The organism is Streptomyces sp. NPDC041796 (genome assembly GCF_055590785.1).
Genome location: NZ_JBVJAH010000008.1, coordinates 43,473 through 62,589, shown reverse-complemented (window position 1 = coordinate 62,589; position 19,117 = coordinate 43,473). Strand labels below are relative to the sequence as shown.

Genomic DNA, 19,117 nt, shown 5'->3' with positions numbered 1-19,117 from the left:
CATGGCGGACGACGAGCTGCGCACCGAGCGTGACGAACTCCTCGGCGCCCTGGCGCAGATGCCGGCCGACGACCCCGACGCGCCCGTGTACTGCGCGCACACCGGCCGGATCAGTTACGTGCTGTACCTCCGCCACCGGGAGCCGGAGGACCTGGAACTGGCCCGCGAGGCCTTCGAGCTGGCGTTTCGCGATCCGGGCGACGACCACGACTGGCACATGTGGCGCGTCCAGTACGGGCACGTCCTGGCCTTCGGTCACGACGAGGACCCGACGGCCGAACGTCTCGACCTGGTCATGGAGTCGGTCCGCTCCGGTGTCGCGGGCCTCCCGCCGGACGACGAGGAGTACGCCCCGGTGCGGGCCGTCGGTCTCCATCTGCTGGCGCTCGGCTCCAAGGCGCGGTACGAGTCCCGCGCGGACGACGCCGGGCGGGCGGACCTGCTCGACGAGGCGCTGCGGTGGCACGAGGAGGCCCTGGCGGTGTGCGAGCCGGACACGGAGGAGGCGGTGGACCTCCGGGAGTCGCTGGGTCACCTGTACCTGGAACGCTGCACGCTGCACGACAGCATGGCGGACGCCGCCGTCTCGGCCGCCCACTACCGTGCCGTCCTGGACGCCGCGCCGCCCGGGACCGATGTCCCCTTCGTACGCGGCAGTCTGGGCATCGCGCTGATGCTGCACGGGCGGGCCGCGCGGGACCGGGACGAGCTGGAGGAGGCCAGGGACGCCTTCGGCCGGGCGGTGGCCGAGGCGCGGCGGGCCGGCGGTCCCGAGCCGGAATGGGTGTGGGAGGCGCAGGTCCGCGGGGTGTTCATCCGGGCGATGATCTGGGCCACCTGGAAGGACCAGGGGCACGCGGCCGCGGCCGAAACGGAGCTGAAGTCGCTACTGGCCGTGGAGGGCGCCCTGGACCGGCTGATGCCGCAGTACCTCGACGCGTTCGGGCGGTTGCTGTACGAGCGGGCCGCCGCCCGGCACGACGCGGCGGGCCGTGACCGGGCGCTGGCGTTGATGCGGCGGGCCGTGGAGGAGTGGGTGCCGGAGCGGGACGGGAGCGTGGCCGTCGCCGCCTTCTGCCTGGCGGCGTTCCAGCAGATCCGCCACCAGGAGGACCCGGACGACCCCCAGCGGCTGACCGACGTGGCGCGCGGCGCCGCGCTCGCCCTCCAGGAGGAAGGGCTCGATCCGGAGCTGCGGAGCGGGGCCCGGATGATGGTCGGATGGGCGCGGCAGCAGATGGCGGAGCGCGGGATCGAACCGGACGGCGAGGGCCTTCCGGAGGGTCCCGGCTACGAGGAGATGCGCCGGATGTACCTGGAGATGCTCCAGGGCATCCAGGAGGGCCGGCTGTTCTTCGACCTCGACACCGACCACGGGTTCCCGGGAATGTCCGGCGAGGTCACCGACGCGGACCGGCTCGCCAGGGGGTTCGACACCCTGTACGCGAGCTGGTGCGAGCTGGAGGAGGGCAGCCGGGAGCGGTCCCAGGGCGCCGCGATGATCCTCACGCACCTGCCGTTCTTCGACCCGCACGGCAACCGGGTCGACGAGGAGCGGCGCACCGAGCTGATGGCGGCCCTGCTGCGGCCGGGTGACGAGGACGACCCCGCGTGGCGCAGCAAGGCGCACGCCGTGGCCGGTGCCGTACGGATGCGGGAGGAGATGGCGGGGACGGGCGCGCGGATGGACGAGGTGCTGGCCCACTTCGCCGAGGCCCGTACGGCGTCGTCCGCGGACGGCGGCATCCCGGAGGGCGACCTCGACTTCGTGACGCTCCTCGCCCGCACGCACCGTGGCCAGACCGGCGGTGCGACGGACGACGTCGAGGCCGGGATCGACACCTGGCGCCGGATCCGCGACGATCCGCGCATCACCCCGCACCTGCGCCTGGTGATGGACGCCCAGCAGGCCTCCCACGAGGTGCACCTGGCGGCCCGGCGCGGTGACCTGGCCACCGTGGACGACAAGATCGCCCTCATGCTCGACGTCCGCGACAGGCTCGACCCCGAGGACCCCTCGCGCGTGGAGCTGTGGACGTCCATCGAGAACTGCTGCCTCACCCGCGACGACCTGGCCCGCCGCCTCGGGGCGCCCGCCGCCCCGCCGCTGCCGGGACGCCCCACGGCGGCGCGATTGCGCAAGGACGCGGCACGGCTGCCGCGCGACCACCGGGCCTGGGTGCTGGGCGACGGCGGGCTGACCCGGTTCGTACGGGCGGCGAGCACCCAGGACATGGCCGGGATCGCCGAGGCGATGGAGCTCGTCAAGGAGGCGCACGGCCTGGTCGACGAGGGCAGCGACAGCTGGCTGAGGTACACCAACTGCCTGGGGGCGGGGCATTGCACGCTCGCGTCGGTCCAGAGGGACCGGCGCTCCCACGACGCGCACCTGGCCCAGGGCATCGCCCTGCTGGAGGAGGCGAACGCGGCGGTCGCGGGCCCGGAGCACCGGCTCCACGCGACCGTCCGCCTGGGCCTGGGCCGCGCCTACCGCATGCGCGGTTCGCTGTACCGCGGTGACCGGGAGGCCGGCCGCCGGCACGGGCTGGAGGCGCTGCGCGGGCACGCCTGGGCCGCGTTGCTCCAGTCGGGTACGGATCACGCGGCGGAGGCCGCGGCGACGGCCACGGGCACGGCGCTGGAGGTCGCCGGCTGGTGTCTGAAGGACAACGTGCCGGAGGAGGCCGTGACCGCGCTGGACTCGTGCCGCGGGCTGGTCCTGCACGCCGCCACCACGTCCATGACGGTGCCCGAGCGGCTCGTCGCCGCGGGCCGCCGGGACCTCGCCGACGAGTGGCGCACGGTGGCCGGCACCGGTGCGGCCGCCGATCCGCTGACCGCCGCGCGGGAGCCGCTGAGCGTGCCGAGCGAGCTGCGCCGCCGGGTGCTTGCCGTGCTCACCGGTGAGGGCGCCCTGCAGGGGAGGCTGCTGGAGCCGCCCACGCCGGAGGAGATCGGGCGGGCGCTGCGGGCGGTCGGCAAGGACGCGTTGGTGTACCTGGTGCCCGCGTCGGAGGAGTCGGCCGGTACGGCGGTGGTGGTGACGTCGTCGGGCGAGGTGCACGCGGTGCCCCTGCCGACGCTGAGCGAGCGGGCCGCGCCGCTGCGGGACTACCTTCCGGAGCCGGGCGGCGCGCGGGACATGGGCCCGGTGACGGGGGTCGGCGGGGGCGGTCCGGGCGCGCGGCCGGCGCCCGAGTTGCGGGCGCAGCTGGACCGGCTGTGCGGGTGGGCGTGGTACGCCGGGATACGGCCGCTGTTCGACGCGTTCGCGGCGCCGAGCCGCCCGGGGCGGGTTCCCCGGCTGGTGCTCGTGCCGATGGGGCGGCTCGGGCTGGTGCCCTGGCACGCGGCGTGGGAACCGGCCGTGGGCGGCCGGCGCCGGTACGCGCTGCAGGAGGCCGAGATCTCGTACGCGGCGTCCGCGCGGCTCCTGTGCGACGTGGCGGCCCGTCCGGCGGTGGCGCACGGCGGTGCGGGCGGCACGGGCCGGGCCGGGGCCGCGGCGCTGATCGTCGGGAACCCCACGGGTGATCTGCGGTTCGCGGGTGAGGAGGCCGACGCCGTACAGCGGGTGTTCTACCCGGAGGGGCAGTTCCTCGGGCGGCGCGACGGCGGGCCGGTGGACGGGGCGGGAACGCCTGGGGATGTGGTGTCCTGGCTGCGCGGGGGCACGGTCGACGGCGGGGTGCTGCATCTGGCGTGCCACGCGACGGTGGCCGAGAGGGCGCGGCGCAGTGCCTATCTCTCGCTGCACGGTGGTGAGTTGTCGGCGGAGGAGCTCACCGAGGCCGTGAGTGACAGCATGCGCGGCAGCCTCGGGCTGGTGCTGCTGGCGGCGTGCCGCAGCCATGTGTCCGGGCGGGGGCACAACGAGGCGTACAGCCTCGCCACCGCGTTCATGGTGGCGGGGGCGAGGTCGGTGATCGGCTCGCTGTGGCCGGTGCCCGACGACGCGACCTCGGTGCTGATGTTCATGGTCCACCACTTCCTGCGCAAGGAGGGCGAACCACCGGCGAAGGCGTTGCGCCGGGCCCAGTTGTGGATGCTGGACCCGGCGCGGGAGCTGCCCGCCGGGCTGCCGCCGATGCTCGCCGACCGGGCGGGTCGGGTGGACCCGGACGACCTGAGCTCATGGGCCGGGTTCACGCACCTGGGGCAGTAGGGCCGGCTGTCAGGCCTCGGACTCCGGTACGACGGTGCGGAGGCGGACGGTCCGGGCCGTCCACCTGCCGGCGGGTGCGGCGACCGCGCCCAGGTCGCGGGCGGCGCCGGGGGCTTGGGCGTCCCACGCGGGCAGGTGGTAGGGAACGGTGTTGAGTTCACTCTCCGAGACGATCAGTTTCAGCCAGTCCTGGGTGGACGCGCCGGGCACGAGGGGCCGGGTGGCGGGCAGGGAGAGCTGCACCGGTTCGCCGTCCAGGGCGTGGCCGGTGCGGCCGGGTCCGATGAAGTGGCCGGGATACAGGAGCGTGTGACTGGCGTAGCTGTCGGTCAGGTCGATCAGGACGCACCACAGGGTGCGGTCGGCCGAACGGTTGTGCAGCCGTACGGAGACCCTCGGCGGCTGCGGTCCTCCGGGGCCGGGGGTGTAGGCGCAGACGATCTCCCCGTGGCCGTCGGGGGTGAGCGGCCCGGTGCCGTCCCAGGGGGTGATCTCCACGCGGACCAGTCCGTCCAGCACGCTGGGAGGGGGTGTCAGGTCGCGGATCTGATGCCAGCGGGTCAGGTGCGTCAGGCACGCGGCCACCCGATCGGCGTCACGGCCGCCGGTGAGCGGGAGGGGGTCCGTGAAGGGCGTGCCGTCGTCGCGCAGCACATGGGCGCGGGTGCCTTCGACGTGGACGCGGAAGTGGATTCCGGTGGACGGCGCCGTGCCGTCGGCGGGCTTCAGCAGCGGGGACGCGGCGATGCTGCGGCGCAGGTCGTCCTCGGTACCGGGCCGGTCGGGTGCGGTGAGGGTGACGGTGGCCGGCGGCCGGGGCAGTGCGGCGAGCGTGACGGGGTAGACCTGGGCGGGCGAGGGTGCCCAGCCGACGGGGTCGACGAGGGTGCGCCCGGCCTCCACGGTGCGGGCCCGGACGGCCGGGGCGGAGGCGGGGGCGAGGTCCGGGGCGGAGACCGGGGTGCCGCCGGTGGCGCCGGGCTCCGGCACCGGCACCGGCACCGGCACCGGCACCGGCACCGGCACCGGCACCGGGGTGAACGTCGTGCCCGCCCCTGCCGTACCGCCGGGCAGGCCGTGGCCGGAGCCGCAATCCACCTCCCAGCCGTCGCGGCCGAAGCGCAGCAGATACGGGCCGGTGGGCCGGGCCGGTGCACCGCCCAGGAACGGCAGGTCGGCGACGCCGCCGGGGTCGGGCGGATACAGCACGGGCTGCTGCCTGCCGCCGGAGCGCCGCAGCCGTGCGTCGGCGGCGGACAGGAGCCGGCGGTAGGTGGCGTCCGGGCCCGCGTCACGGGCCGCGCCGATCAGGGCGTGGGAGAAGGCGCCGTGGCGGCGGCCGCCGTAATCGCCCTCGTACGACAGCTGGTCGAGGCGGCTCGCGGCCATCAGGACGTGACGCCCGGGCGGCGGTCCGCCGTCGGCCGCGGCGCTCCGGCCGGTGCCGTCGAGTTTCCAGTGCGCGGCGGGGGGTGCGTAACGCGGGGTGAGCCCGGGGTCGCGGGTGGCGCCGCCGGAGAAGCAGCAGTCGAGGACCGCAGCGACATGCGCGCCGCGTGCCGCGACGGCGTCGAGGAGCGCGCCCAGCCGTTTGTCGAGCAGCGGCCCGTCGACGCAGACCAGGGCCTGGTTTCGTCCCGTTGCCTCGATGAGGAGATGGGCCTCCTCCTCCGCCCGGGACTGTGTGCCGTGCCCGGAGAACCAGAACAGGGCGGTGTCGCCGGGCCCGGCCTGTCCGAGGTGGTTCCGGATGCCGTCCTCGACGGCCGCGGCCGTCGCCGCCCCGTTGAGGAGCGTACGGATGCCGTCCTCGCCGCCCGGTGCGCGGCCGCCGCCCAGGCGGTCGCGGATCAGCCGGCTCGCTTCGGCGATGTCGTTGAGGCAGCCGGAGAGCGGAGTGGCGACGGCCGGCGGGTAGTCGTCGATCCCGGCCATGAGTGCGTAGAACGAGCCCATGGCGGAGAGTCTGTCAGCCGGGCGTGCGGCGCCGGATGGCGGGCCGGTCCGGAAACAGGGCGTGTTCTGGGCGTCGTTGGGTTCCGATGGCGACAATCCGCTGTTCCGGAACCATCATTGATGACGCGTCACTAGTCTTTTCGCGTCACACACGAGAACTGTTGGGTCACACCCATGACATTCGGGGGACACATGGGGCACATCGAGCGTCCCCGGCGCGTCGTGCCGTCCGGCGGCACGGAATCGCCCGGCCGGGCACCACGGACGACCCGCCGGCTCACGACGGACGCGACACGCGAACAGAGCACCGCGACCGGCGGGACGGGGATCGGCCCCTTGCGGCGAGGGCTCTACGACCGGCGGTCGGAGCGGCTGCGCCGGGCTGTCGGCCGGCTCGACGCCGGGCTCGACGAGACCGCGTGCCGGCAGCTCGCCGACTGGGCCCGCGAGGAGTACGCCTCGGCCCACGGCGACGTACCGCTCGGATTCGTGGCGCGGTGCTACCTCGGCCCGCCCTTCGTCGACCACCAGCTGAACCTCCTCAATGTCATCGTCCAGCACTTCGCTCCCGCCGACCCGATGCCCGAGCCCTTCTCCAAGGCGCGGATGCTGGCGCGGTCCGGCGGTTACGCCTACATCGAGGTCTACAGCAGCGGGCTGGTCCTCCCCGTGCTCGACGACGGCACCGTCGTACGCCCCTGAAAACCCGTCGCTCCCAGCCCTTGGCAAGCACCGCCCTGAACGGAGATCCGAATGGTCGAGCTGGATTACGCGCTGCACCAGAAGGTGCGTGAGGTCGGCAACCTCGTGGCCCGGCTCAGCGAGCAGGTCGGATCCGTGTCCGGCCAGGTCTCGTCCGTCGAGGCCAAGCAGCAGCAAACCGCCACCGAACTCCAGCAGCTGCGCAACGACTTCCTCGCCTTCATGCGGCAGGCCCAGCTCATCGCCAACGTGCAGCGCGCCGAGACCCGCATCGGCGTGATCCAGGACCAGGTCGACCATGAGTTCGGCCACCACAAGACGGTCCGGCGCACGGCGGTGGGCATGCTCCAGGCCTTCGACGTGGGCCTGGTGTCCGAGGAGAACATCCGGATGGTCAGCGAGCAGCTGATGCTCCAGACACCGCGCTACTGGCTGGCGCCCGCACTGGTGGCGCTCGCGTCCTGGTCCGCCGACGACCGTGGACTGTGCGAGCGGGCCGTGGACGAGGCGTTCCGCCGCTCCCCCGACCGGACCTCGCTCTTCTTCGCCCTCGTCCTGCGGCGCCAGGACCGCCGGCAGGGCGCGGTGCGCTGGCTCCGGCACTACCTCCTCGCCCAGGACCCGGCCAAGCTGGGCCGCGAGTTCGCGGTCATCCTGGAGTCGATCGCGCAGGGCGCCTTCGGTCTGGAAGGGCGGGAGCTGCTGAACAAGACGCTGCACGACTGGCGCGAACGGCTGATGGACAGCGCGGAGGCGCAGGCGCGGCAGGTCGCACGCTGGCGTGCCGAGATCGACACGCTGCGCGCCCCGTCCGCCAAGGCGGAGTTCCCGAGGCTGGCGGGGGTCTCACCGCAGTGGCCCGAGCTGGACGCCGTACTGTCGGCGGCCCGTGCGCAACAGGCGCTGCTCGACACGTACACGGCCCTGATGGCGCAGGAGTTCACTCCGTCGGGCCGGCTGGAGGACGCCGTCGACGACATCCTGGACCGGCTGGTGTCCGAGTACGACAACGAGGAGCTGCCGCTGCGCCGGGACCTCGCCTTCAACAAGGCGGTCGTCGACCACGACGGTGACCTCGACGCGGCCCGCACGGCGGCGGACGCGGACTCCGCCTCGTACGAGGAGACGCTCGACTACCTGACGGTGCAGACCGCCGCCGCGCTCAACCCGGAGGCCATCGGCACGTCGGCGGCGACGCAGCGGCTGGCGGTCGCGGCCTGTCACGAGTGGTTCTTCCAGGCGCACGCGGGCTTCACCCGTGACTACCGGGCGGGGGTGCCGCAGGACGTTCAGGCCCGGTTCGGTTCCGCGCACAGTGTGGGCGCGCAGGTGTTCCAGCTGCCGCCCTGGCAGGGGTCCTTCACCCAGCCGCTCGCCACGCTGGAGGGGTCGCTGGCCCAGCACTGGGACCAGCACATGGCGCCGTTCGTCGGCGGGCTGGCGTACCCCATGGTGAAGAAGGTGCTGCCGCTCGCGGCCGTGGTGGTCGGCATCCTCGTGATCATCGGCCAGATCAACCTCGGCTTCGCGCTCATCGCCGCACTGATCACCGGCGGAGTCTGGGGTGCGTTCGTCTTCAACGGTGCCCGCGCGGCGCAGAAGCACCAGGAGAACGCCCGCCGCCTGCTGGAGCAGGCCAAGGTGGAGTCGCTGCACCAACTGCGGGCCGCCTCGGCCGAACTCACCGATTGGTACGAGAAGTTCCGGGCCGCCGACGCGGTCGAGGCCCGGTGCCGCGAGCTGATCACCTCGCTGAGCACCGCCACCGAGGGCGGCTCGCCGTTCGACGGCCGCACCGTACGCAAGGAGGACGACCGGTGAGCATGCCGCATGTGCCGCCGCAGCCGCACGAACCGCCGCACAACCCGCCGCCCGGGGCTCCCCCGCGGCCCTGGTCGCCGGCGCAGGTGCCGCAGCAGCCCCCACCGCCCGCCGCCTCCACGGCGCCCCCGCCGCCCGTCCGCAGGCCCGTCACCGACTCGCCGTGGGCGGTCACCCGCCCGGCCGCGCAGACCGACCGGGCGACCAACCGCATGCGGCGCGTGGTGGAGGGGCTCCCGGACTGGGAGCCGCTGCCACCGGGCGAGACCTTCGTTCGCCGCCCGGGCAGCGAACGGTGAGCGGGCTGTGGGGGCACGGCGGCGCGTACCAGGAGTGGGTCGTATTCCTGCGCCGCTGGGCGGCCTTCGAGCCCGTCGACGCCGGCGCGCTGCCGCCGGTCCACGAGGGCGCGTACGACGGCGACACCATGGCGCGGCTGACCAGGCACCTCACGGAGGCGCTCGGCACGCGGCTGCAGGCCTGGGCGGACACCCTGGTACGGGCGATGGAGGCGGCCACCGACGAGTTCTCCGCGGGGCGTGAACTGGCGCAGGCGAGGATCGGGCTCCAGAGCATCCGGCTGCTGGCGCGCCACCAGGGACTGCCGGAGCGGCTGCGTGAACAGCTCACCGAGCTCGTCGACCGCCAGGTCCCCGAACTCCAGGCGCAGCTGGAGCGGAGCCTGGAGGAGGTGGCACGGGCGGACGGCGCCGACGCGTACTGGGTGGAGCAGCGCCGCCGTACCCTGCGGGACAACGCGCTCACCGTCGTCCTCGGTCAGGACCCGGCCGCGGCACCGGCATCGTCCCCGGCACGCCCTCCGGCGGACGCCTGGGCGGCGTACGACCCGGCGGCGGCACCCCGGCGGCGGGTCGTCACCGACTGACGCACCCGGCCCTCCGTCCCGTGCCCCCGCCGTCCTCAACCTGACCGCCGGCGCCCCAACAACCGCCCTTGAACGCGAAGGTCCGCATGTCGAACTACGCCGAGAGCCTGTACCACCTCGACAGCTACATTTCCGCCCGCGTACCGGTCATCGGTATGCGCACCATCGAGCAGCAGCGCGCACAGCGTCTGCTGCGGGAGGCCGTGGCCCAGCCGCGGCGCAGCAGCATGCCGTTCTGGATCTACACCAGGGCGACGGGGCTGCGCGACCTGCGGACGAACGCCACGGTGATGGACGACCGTTCGCTGACCGGCGCCCTGGACTTCACGGCCACCCAGTTCGCCAGCCGGGCCAACGCCACCGTCGTCTTCGTCGACCCTGCCGATCTCGAAGGCGACAGCCCCATCACCCGGCACATGGCCGAGCTGGCCCGCATGGCCGACAACAACATGGGCAGCATCATCATCATCACGGACACGCCCATCTGGAGCGGACTGCAGCGCCTCGGCATGAGCCTCCACCTGGACCTGCCGAACTCGGAGGAGATGTACGGAACGCTCAGCGCGTTCCTCCACGACCATCAGGGGCACCTTCCGGTGGAGTGGGACGAGGCCGACGCGCGGCGGGCCGCCGAGTTCCTGGCCGGGGTCACCGAGGCCGAGGCGATCAATCTGATGGCCACGGTCGCCGCGAAGGGTTCCATCACCAAGCCGGACGTGCTGGGGCTCGCCCAGGCCAAGGACCGGATCTTCAGCGATCTGACCGGGCTGGAGCGCGTACAGCTCCAGGAGAACGACTACACCGTCGGTGGCCTGTTCAGTCTCCGGACGTGGCTGAAGCGCAAGCACGAGTTGATGCACGCCGATCTGCGCGGCACCGCGCTGCGGCCGCCGCGCGGGGTACTGCTGGTGGGCGTGCCGGGCTGTGGCAAGTCGCTGTCCGCCAAGGCCATCGCCCACGAGTGGCAACTTCCGCTGTACCGGCTGGACATGGGCAGCATCCACGGCAAGTACCTGGGCGAGTCGGAGGGGCGCTTCCGTGAGGCGCTGGCGATGGCGGACCGGGTCGCCCCGTGCATCCTGTGGATCGACGAGATCGAGAAGGGGCTGGCCGGCCGGGACGACGGTTCGGGCGTGCCGCAGCGCATCATCGGGCAGTTCCTGTTCTGGCTCCAGGAGTCGCAGTCCCGTGCTTTCGTGGTCGCCACCGCGAACGACGTCCGCAGCCTCCCGCCGGAGCTGCTGCGCAAGGGCCGCTTCGACGAGCTGTTCTTCGTCGACCTGCCGGACGCCCAGGACCGCAAGGAGATCATCGAGCTGTACTTCCGCCGCTATCTGAAGGTGGAGCCCGACGCCGAGCAATTGGACCGGCTCGTCGATCTGTCCGAGGGCTTCGCGGGCTCCGACATCGCTTCCGCCCTGCACGACGTGGGTGCGGAGGCCCATCTGTGCGGTGGCGTCGGCAACCTGAAGCCCTCGCTCATCCTGGACACCTTCGCGAACACGGTGCCGCTGAGCCGGGTGAATCCGGAGCAGATCGAGGAGATCCGGGCGTGGGGCCGGGAGCGGGCCGTTCCCGCCGGCCGGACCACGATCGCCGCGGCGACCCCCGGTGGCACGGGCCCGCGCCGGATCGTCTTCCGCGAGGACTGAGGGCGGCGCGGAGCGCCGGGCCGGCCGGGCCGGGTGGGTCCGGCGCCCTCGCCGTCGAGGGTGCGGGGGACCGAGGTGGTCAACGTCCCCGTGGATCGGGGCGGTCGACGGGGTCGAGGCGGTCGAGGGGGTCGGGGCGGTCACGGCGGTCGCGGTGCGCCCTGACATGGGCGACCGCGAGCGAGGCCTTGTTCAGCAGCCAGATCGCGCTGAGGGAGAAGAGGGCGAACGCGGCGAGAAACACCACGACCGCCGTGATGACGAGCAACGGACCGCCGGCGGACGTGGTGCCCCGGAACAACGGGCCCGCCGCGCCCCCGGCCGCCCCCACGACCGGGACCAGAACCGCCATGAGCACGACGCGGCCCCTGCGGGGTGAGTCGTCGTCATACGCGGGGCCGTGGTCCTGCTCATGGTGGTGGTCATGGTCGTCGTCGTGGTGGTCGCTGCTTCCCTCGTTCACAAGAACCAAGTGTGCGGTGTGCGCCTTCGTCACGAGAACTCCGGTTCACGCTCCGAGCTCGCTCGAGCGGTGCCGGCGACCGCCGGCGGCCGGACCGAGGGCTGCCGTTTCACCTGCCGCTCGGGCCACCGGGTGTACGGGGAGGAGCCGGGCGCGGACTTCTTCCTCGGTCCGGACCACGGCTGACGCCCGAGACCGTGCGGGCGAGCCGGGGGCCCAGCCAGCGCTTGAGCTTGCGCAGCGCCTCGAGCTGTCCGGCGGCCCGGTCGATCCGGTAGTACAGCTGGGGCGGGATGTGCGGCAGCAGGGGGGAGTGCCGCTGGCCGAGGAGGGCGAACATCTCGGGCGGTGCCAGGTCCATGTAGCGGGGCAGGTTCTCGTACCACCGGGCGCTGTAGCGGGCCGCGCTCTGGGTGGGGACGAGAGCGGTCCGGCGCTGGCGCTCGTAGCGGGCGAGGGCGGACTGGAGACGGGGGCTCTCGTGCAGGGCGGCGGCCAGGGCGATGGCGTCCTCAAGGGCGAGCGTGGTGCCGGCGCCGATCGAATAGTGGGTGGTGTGCGCGGCGTCGCCGAGCAGGACGAGATTCTCCCGGTACCAGTTCCGGTTGGTCACGGTGCGGAAGTTCAGCCACCGCGCGCTGCCGTCGGTGTGTGCCCGGCCGATCAGCGGGTGGCCGTCCAGTGGCCCGGCGAAGAGACCCTGGAGCAGGGTGAGGCTGTCGGCGTGACTCCCCCGGTCGAGGCCGAGGCCGGTCCAGGTGGCGGGCGCACACTCGACGACGCAGGTGCTGTGGTTCTCGCCGTACCGGTAGCCGTAGCACCAGATCCAGCCGTGCGCCGTCTCGACGAACGCGAAGGTGAAGGCGTCGAAGACCTTGGTGGTGCCGAGCCAGACGTACTTGTTGTGCCCCATCGTGACGTCGGTGCCGAAGTGGTCCGCGTGACGGGCGCGCAGCCCGCTGTGGGCCCCGTCGCCGGCGACGACCAGGTCGGCGCCGAACCGATCGGCCGTGTCGGTGACCGGGTGCTGGAACTCGAGGCGTACGCCCAGGGATTCGGCCCGCCTCGCGAGGATGTCCAGCAAGGTGTGGCGGCCGATGCCGAAGCCCTGGTCCCCGTGGTGCACGGTCGAGCGGTCGCGGACGTACGCCACGCCGTCGCTCCACCGCACCGAGTGCTCGGCGACGGCACGCGCGGACACCGGGTCGTGACGACGCAGCTGGTCGAGCAGGCCCGCCCAGTAAGTGACTCCCCAGCCGTACGTCGAGCCGGCCGGGTTGCGCTCGTACACGGTGATGTCGTGGGACGGGTCTCGTAGCTTCATCAGGATCGAGAAGTACAGACCGGCGGGCCCGCCGCCGACGCAGGCGACCTTCACGCAGACTCCCCTGGATGACACCCCATGGTCAATTGACCACGAAACGTAGCAGGCGCTCGGACAGTCTGGTGGCATTTGGTCGGTTTGCTCCCGCTCTGACTGGGGACGTCATCTTTAGTGGGACTCTCCTGATCGGAGGCGTCATGATCATCTTGGGTCTTGTCCTGCTTGTCATCGGTCTCATCGCGGGCATCGGCATTCTGTGGACCATCGGCATCATCCTGCTGGTGATCGGCGTCATTCTGTGGATTCTGGGCGCCGTGGGACATGCGGTCGGTGGACGGCGTCACTACTACTGACCCATCGGCACCTCCGCACCGGGCCGGCCCGCTCCGTCCCACCCGCCGGGTGACCGGGCAGGGACGCGGGCCGGCCTCACGCTGCCCGGGACCGCCGCCGGGCATGGGCGGGGGTGGGGCGGGGAGCACCGCGGGACGAGGCAGCCGGGGCGGACGGGATGCGGGCCGGGGCGGGCGGTGGGGATGCGGACGGTCGGGTCCGGGAGCGGAACAGGCCGGGCGGCGATGCGGGCCGGAGCGCGGGGCAGCCGGGCGGCGATGCGGGCCGGGCACGGAACAGGCCGGGGCGGGGGCGCGGGACAGGGCCGGTGGGGATACGGACGAGCCGGAGCCAGGGAGATTCGGGGCTGAAGCCTGCTGCCCGGATACCGCGCCGGGCGAGGCGTCGCGCAGGGCCCTCATCGTGCCGGGCGCCCCATACAGCGCGGACCCTCGCAGGTGACGCTCCGGGCTGTCGCCGAGCCCGCCGGGCGTGACGGCCCGCCGAGTGCCCGCCGAGTGCCCGCCGGGCGTGACGGGCTACGCGCCGCCGTTGCCGTCGTCGGTGGCTTCGGCGAGTTGGTCCTTGGCGCGCTTGCCGACCACGGCCGCCGCCGCCAGGGCGCTGCCGACGAACGCCGCCGCCAGCGTCCAGGGCTGGTCGAAGCGGTGGCCGGTGGCGTGGTCCAGGGAGTACCGGCCGGCGCCCGTGACGCCGATCGCCGCTGCGGTGAAGCCGAGGAAGGCCGGGTACTCGAAGCCACCGGACTGGTTGAAGAACCCGGCCGGAGCGTGCACCGCCACCGCCCCGGCCATCGCGCCCGCCGCGGCCGCCCCCGCCGCGGGGGTGGCGAGCCCGAGCATCAGGAGCGTTCCGCCGCCCGCCTCTCCGAGCCCGGCCGCGACGGCGCTCTGGCGGCCGGGCCGGAAACCCATGGCCTCCATCGCCTTGGACGTGCCCTCCAGGCCGCCGCCGCCGAACCAGCCCAACAGCTTCTGCGCCCCGTGCGCGGCGAGCACCGCACCGGTACCGACGCGCAGGACGAACAGGCCGAAGTCGCGTCGGTTGAAGGCGCTCATGGGGGACTCCCGGGCATGACGGCATCGGATGCGTACCGTTCCACTGTCACGCCGGGCAGCCCACGGGGGCGGTGTTGGTGCGCCGTACGGGTGAGCGGCCGCCCCGGGCCCCGGTGTCAACCGCCCGGTCCGCCGCCGGGCACCGGCTCCACCTCCAGGAACCGGCGCTTGCGCGGGCCCCGGTAGAGCAGAGCCTCCCAGCCCAGGCGGCCCAGCACCCGGGCGCACTCGGCGAGGGCGCTCTCCTCCTCCTGGGCGGCCCCGCCGCCCGGCGGGCCGAGCCACTCGACCCTTACCGTCCCCGGCCCCTCCCCCGGTGTCACGCGATATCCCGTGGCCACGCGGCGCCCCTCCGCGTCGACGGCCGAGGGCGCGATCCCGGCCGCCTCCAGCGCCAGAGCGACCGCCCTGACCGGCCGGTTGCGCTCCCAGGCGGCGGGCACCGCCCCCGGGTCACCGCCCGCCGTGTTGGTCAGGCGCCGGATCTGCAACAGCCCCTCGAACGCCACCCGCACCTCGGCGGACCTGCGATCCGCCGCCCCGGCCGTCGCCGGCGGGGCCGGGCCCTCCCCCGTCGCCGCCTCGAAGCCCTCGTCCGTCACAGCAGCCTCCTGATGTCACCCCGCACGCGGTAGAAGCCTCCTGACGCCGGGTGCAACGAATCCACCACGTACCGCGCGCCCGGCTCCCTTATCGCGCGCGGGAACTGAACGTTCCACGACCGCTCGTAACCGTCCGACACCACGTGCACACGCATCCTGCCGCCCTCCTGGACGCACTCCACGACCACCGCGCCGGCAGGCGCGGCCGTCACCGTGGTCACCGAGGCGGCGGCCGTGGCCGGCGCGTACGTGGGCAGCGCGGCGGCCAGCTTCACGTCCCGGGCGACCGGAACCGTGCCCTGCTGGGCGGCCGTGATCGCCGCCTCGCTCGCGTCCACACACAGCAGGGAGCCGTCCGTGGTGACCAGGTACAGCCGCTCCTCGTGGTACTGCATCGACAGCGCCGAACCGCCCCCCGTGCCGAGCTTCCACAGGCGCGTACCGTCCCGGTCGAAGCAGTACACGGACGACGCGGCGTCACCGGCGAAGACGAACCGGCCGCCGGGCGAGGTGGCGCACGAATACACCGCGCTGTCACAGCCGTACGTCGCCTCCAGCGCGCCGTCCGCCTTCGACAGCCGCTGGACCACCCGGTGCCCCGTGCCCGCGTACACCGCGTCGGCCTCCTGCCAGCCGAACAGCACCGCGCCCTTGGTGGGCGTGTGCCACAACTCGCCGCCGCCGTCCGGCGCGTACGCCGTCACGCCCCGGTGGTGACCGTGGTAGACGGCCCGGTCGTCGGCGCGGACCATCCACGCGTGCTCCCCGCGACCGCCGCGCGACCACTGGTGCTCGTCCTCGTGGTCGATCACGGTGAGGCGCCCGCCCCGGTCCGCGACGTTCAGCACGCCCTCATGGATGTCCAGCCAGAAGATGTCCACGTCGGCGGCGATGTCGTACGCGGCGAACGGCAGCTTCGACGACAGGTCGTACACCCGGCCGTCGTCACAGCCCGCGTAGATCCAGAAGTCGTCGGCGACCAGGCACTTGACGCCGTCGGGCAGGCTGTACCGGGCGAGCACCTCGCCGCCGTGGTCCAGCGTGTAGACGTCCCCCGCCTGGTTGCCGACCCAGCAGCGCTCGTCGTCGACGTGGATACCGAACGCCGCCGAGCCCGTACGGAACCGCCACAGCACCGGTGCGACCGCCCGCGCGGTGGACGGCGCCGAGGACACCTGACGCCGTGTGACGGCTCGGGGCGCGCGCTGCCCCGGCACAGCCGGCGCGTACCCCTTGCGCACCTTCTCGCCCACCTTCTTCGCCGCGGCGGCCTGCGCCTTCTGCGGCGTCGGGAACGTCGACGTCTGGGTCTGCCCGGCGGCGCCGATCCGCCCGTACCGCACCGAAACCACCTGCCCCTGGACCGTCACCTCGTAGAACTTGTGCGCACCGCCGCCGTCCTGTGACAGCTCCAGATACGTCGTCGACACCGTCGACATGGCAGACCCCTCCCCAGGACGGAGCCCGCGGCCTGTTCCGCGAGTCCCACTTCCAGAACCGTAGAAGGCACCACTGACAATCGGCCCGCCACGACGGCCCGTTCGCGGACGCTAGGGTCGAGGGCCAAGACCGAAGCACCCTCCGTACGAACCACCCGGCGGTCCTACGACACCATCGCCGCCCACTACCACGCGTTCGCCCGCGGCGACCTCGACGCCAAACCCCTGGACAGCGCCATGCTCGCCGCCTTCGCCGCGACCGTGCGGAGCGCCGGAGGCGGTCGGGTCGCCGACATCGGCTGCGGCACCGGCCGCATCGCCGCGCATCTCAGCTCCCTCGGGCTGGACGTCTTCGGCGTCGACCTCTCTCCCGGGATGCTGGACGTCGCCAGGGGCGTGTATCCGGACCTGCGGTTCGAGGAGGGTTCGATGACGGACCTGCACCTCGGGGACGGCACGCTCGGCGGCGTCGTCGCCTGGTACTCGCTCATCCACGTCGACCCCGAGCGGGTGCCGGATGTGCTGGCCGGGTTCCACCGGGTGCTGGCCCCCGGCGGCCACCTGCTGCTGGCCTGCCAGGTCGGCGACGAGCCACTGCGCCTGACGGAGGCGTTCGGCCACACCGTCGAGCTCGACTTCCACCGCTGGCAACCGGACCGGCTGGCCGAGCTGCTGGCGGCGGCCGGGTTCAGCGTCGACGCGCGGTTGGTGCGCGAGGCGCACGCGACGGAGAGGACCCCCCAGGCCTTCCTGCTGGCCCGCAAGCCCCCGCGGGCATAGCCACCGGTCCGGTACGCGGACAGCCACTCGGAGCAGTCCGGCGGGCGCGAGGGGCGGGGCCCGGGGACGATGGCGGTGACGGCCCTTGGCGCCGGTGTGGTGCGGCACCACCGCGGCCGCGAGCCTACGAGCGGAGCGTGGAGCATGCAGCTGATGCGGAGGCGCCGGTACCGCAGCGCCGCCGCGCTGGCGGTGCTCGCACTCCTCGGTGCGACCTCGGTGTGGCTCAACCCCTTCGGGGCGTCGCCGGGCAGTGCCTCCTCGTCGCCGGAGCGGGCGCACCGGGCCCTCTACCAGGGCCCACGGCCCGCGATCGTCCCGCGCCGGGCCTGGCACGCCGAGAGCGTGGACACCGCTCCGGGCGCCCGCTACGCGCCGAGAGTGAAGGCCGCCGTCATCCACCACACCAGCACTCCCAACGGTTACGACTGCGCGACCGTGCCGCGCACGCTCCGGGACGTGTACGCGGGGCACGCCTACGGCAGGGACTGGGACGACATCGGCTACAACTTCCTCGTCGACGCGTGCGGCACCATCTACGAGGGCCGGGCCGGCGGGGTCGACCGGCCGGTGATCGGGGCGCACACCAAGGGGTTCAACGAGGGGACGGTCGGCATCGCCGCGATCGGGACGTTCACGCAGGGGGAGACCGTCCCGGAGCCCATGCTCGACGCGATCGCGCGGCTGATCGCCTGGAAGCTCGGGCCTCGGGGCCCCGATCCGCGCGGCAGCGTCGCGCTGGTGTCCACGCACGACGAGGCCCGCTACCCGAAGGGGACGAAGGCGGTCCTGCCCGTGGTCGGCGGCCACGCGGACGGCTACCCCACCCGCTGTCCGGGCGCGGCCCTGTACGCGAAGCTGCCCGACATCGGCGCGCGGGCCGCCCGTATCCAGCGCCGATAGGGTCAGCCCGCGGCGCCGAAGTTCTGGACCCACCAGGGGCCGTCGGAACGGAGGTTCACGCCCACGCCGATGTCCCTGAACTCGCAGTTCACGACGTTCTTGCGGTGCTCCGCGCTGCCCATCCAGTCCCGCATCGCGCTGGCGGGGTTCTTGGGCCCGCGGTGGATGTTCTCCCCCCACGTACGCCAGTTGTAGCCCGCGGCCTCCATCCGGTCGCCCGCGTCGCGTCCCTCGGGGCTGTCGTGCGCGTAGTAGTGGCGCGCGGCCATGTCGTCGGCGTGGCCCTGGGCGCTGCTCCTCAGGCGGCTGTCGAGGCGCAGCGGAGGGCAACCGGCCCTCGCGCGCGCCGCGTTGACCAGGGCGACGACGCGCTCGGCGTACTCGGCCGCGATCCCCGCCGCCTGGGCGCCGCCGACGCGGGGCGTGCTGTCGCCGCCACCCGGCTCGGGTGCGGCTTCCGCCGACATGGGGATGGGCGTCGGGAGGGACGTTCCGGCCCGGAGGGCACGACGGTCACCTCGGTCACCGCGGTCACTGCCGTCACCGGGGCCCCCGGAGTCACCCCTCATGTCCCCGGTGATGAAGATCGCGGTGACCACGGCGGCGGCCGCCGCCGTACCGGCGATCAGGGTTCCGGCGCCCCGGTGGACCGTACGGACGAGGCGGTCACGGCCCACATGCGCGGCGTCGTCTCGGGGGTCGTCCTGGTGGGGGTGCGGCTGCACGGGGACTCCGCTTTCTTTCTGAGAACGGGCGAGGCGCCGGGCGGTGTTCAGGGAAGACTTCCGTACGCGTCTCGGCCGGAAACCGCTGGTCCACGGAAACGACCACATGGGGCGACCGCCGGCGTCGACAGGGGGATCGCCGGAGGGATCCAGGGGGTGACCGCCCCGCTCCTATCGAGCCAGTGATGGGGCAGGATGTGCGAAGGCTCGCCGGACTTGTTCGATAAAACCCGTCCGGCAGTGGTCGATTCAGGCCGAGAGCAGACGAGACCAGAAGGGACTTCCAG

General features: G+C 73.4%; 16 protein-coding genes. 9 read left to right on the top strand and 7 right to left on the bottom strand.

From position 1 onward, the window contains the following. The first annotated feature begins 1 nt into the window (after position 1). Complete coding sequence (locus tag ACZ6C1_RS17855) at positions 2-4,165, top strand: CHAT domain-containing protein (RefSeq protein WP_469242309.1); 4,164 nt, start codon at positions 2-4, stop codon at positions 4,163-4,165. A 9-nt stretch (positions 4,166-4,174) separates the two neighbouring features. Here ACZ6C1_RS17855 and ACZ6C1_RS17850 read toward each other — a convergent pair whose 3' ends face one another. Further along, positions 4,175-6,121: a caspase family protein gene (locus tag ACZ6C1_RS17850; protein WP_469242037.1), complete on the bottom strand. Its 1,947-nt coding sequence runs from the start codon at positions 6,119-6,121 to the stop codon at positions 4,175-4,177. Between the two features lie 174 nt (positions 6,122-6,295). On the opposite strand from ACZ6C1_RS17850, the gene ACZ6C1_RS17845 reads away from it, so the two are divergent. From ACZ6C1_RS17845 to ACZ6C1_RS17825, 5 genes are all read left to right on the top strand, one after another. Then, positions 6,296-6,823 carry a hypothetical protein gene (locus ACZ6C1_RS17845; RefSeq protein WP_469242035.1) on the top strand — a complete coding sequence of 176 codons (528 nt, stop codon included), beginning with the start codon at positions 6,296-6,298 and terminating at the stop codon, positions 6,821-6,823. A 51-nt stretch (positions 6,824-6,874) separates the two neighbouring features. Next, positions 6,875-8,644 (top strand): hypothetical protein, encoded by a 1,770-nt coding sequence (locus ACZ6C1_RS17840; protein ID WP_469242033.1) that lies wholly within the window; start codon positions 6,875-6,877, stop codon positions 8,642-8,644. Between the two features lie 2 nt (positions 8,645-8,646). After that, positions 8,647-8,943 carry a hypothetical protein gene (locus ACZ6C1_RS17835; protein ID WP_469242308.1) on the top strand — a complete coding sequence of 99 codons (297 nt, stop codon included), beginning with the start codon at positions 8,647-8,649 and terminating at the stop codon, positions 8,941-8,943. Next, entirely contained in the window at positions 8,940-9,530 is a 591-nt protein-coding gene (locus ACZ6C1_RS17830) for a hypothetical protein (RefSeq protein WP_469242031.1), read from the top strand. The genes ACZ6C1_RS17835 and ACZ6C1_RS17830 overlap by 4 nt, the downstream gene beginning before the upstream one ends. Positions 9,531-9,616: 86 nt before the next feature. Then, the gene (locus tag ACZ6C1_RS17825) at positions 9,617-11,182 is read left to right on the top strand and encodes an AAA family ATPase (protein ID WP_469242307.1); all 1,566 of its coding nucleotides are present in this window, start codon (positions 9,617-9,619) and stop codon (positions 11,180-11,182) included. Positions 11,183-11,261: 79 nt separating this feature from the next. Here the strand turns inward: ACZ6C1_RS17825 and ACZ6C1_RS17820 are convergent, their stop codons facing one another. Beyond that, positions 11,262-11,645 (bottom strand): hypothetical protein, encoded by a 384-nt coding sequence (locus ACZ6C1_RS17820; RefSeq protein ID WP_469242029.1) that lies wholly within the window; start codon positions 11,643-11,645, stop codon positions 11,262-11,264. 109 nt (positions 11,646-11,754) lie between these two features. Then, a complete protein-coding gene (locus tag ACZ6C1_RS17815) occupies positions 11,755-13,023 on the bottom strand; it encodes an FAD-dependent monooxygenase (RefSeq protein ID WP_469242027.1) in 1,269 nt (422 codons plus the stop codon). A gap of 143 nt (positions 13,024-13,166) precedes the next feature. Here ACZ6C1_RS17815 and ACZ6C1_RS17810 point away from each other — a divergent pair, with 143 nt between their 5' ends. Next, on the top strand, positions 13,167-13,322 hold the full coding sequence (locus ACZ6C1_RS17810) for a DUF6131 family protein (RefSeq protein ID WP_469242025.1): 156 nt from the start codon (positions 13,167-13,169) through the stop codon (positions 13,320-13,322). Between the two features lie 519 nt (positions 13,323-13,841). On the opposite strand, the gene ACZ6C1_RS17805 is transcribed toward ACZ6C1_RS17810, so the two are convergent. From ACZ6C1_RS17805 to ACZ6C1_RS17795, 3 genes are all read right to left on the bottom strand, one after another. After that, a complete protein-coding gene (locus ACZ6C1_RS17805; protein WP_469242023.1) occupies positions 13,842-14,381 on the bottom strand; it encodes a DoxX family protein in 540 nt (179 codons plus the stop codon). 116 nt (positions 14,382-14,497) lie between these two features. Further along, positions 14,498-14,983, bottom strand: a complete 486-nt coding sequence (locus ACZ6C1_RS17800) for a hypothetical protein (RefSeq protein ID WP_469242022.1) — start codon at positions 14,981-14,983, stop codon at positions 14,498-14,500. Continuing rightward, positions 14,980-16,422, bottom strand: a complete 1,443-nt coding sequence (locus ACZ6C1_RS17795; protein WP_469242020.1) for a WGR domain-containing protein — start codon at positions 16,420-16,422, stop codon at positions 14,980-14,982. Before ACZ6C1_RS17795 ends, ACZ6C1_RS17800 begins: the two co-directional genes overlap by 4 nt. Before the next feature lie 237 nt (positions 16,423-16,659). Here ACZ6C1_RS17795 and ACZ6C1_RS17790 point away from each other — a divergent pair, with 237 nt between their 5' ends. Next, positions 16,660-17,202 (top strand): class I SAM-dependent DNA methyltransferase, encoded by a 543-nt coding sequence (locus tag ACZ6C1_RS17790; protein ID WP_469242018.1) that lies wholly within the window; start codon positions 16,660-16,662, stop codon positions 17,200-17,202. A gap of 144 nt (positions 17,203-17,346) precedes the next feature. Next, positions 17,347-18,105, top strand: a complete 759-nt coding sequence (locus ACZ6C1_RS17785) for a peptidoglycan recognition protein family protein (RefSeq protein WP_469242016.1) — start codon at positions 17,347-17,349, stop codon at positions 18,103-18,105. 2 nt (positions 18,106-18,107) lie between these two features. Here ACZ6C1_RS17785 and ACZ6C1_RS17780 read toward each other — a convergent pair whose 3' ends face one another. Further along, positions 18,108-18,830 carry a CAP domain-containing protein gene (locus ACZ6C1_RS17780; protein ID WP_469242015.1) on the bottom strand — a complete coding sequence of 241 codons (723 nt, stop codon included), beginning with the start codon at positions 18,828-18,830 and terminating at the stop codon, positions 18,108-18,110. Positions 18,831-19,117 lie beyond the last annotated feature (287 nt).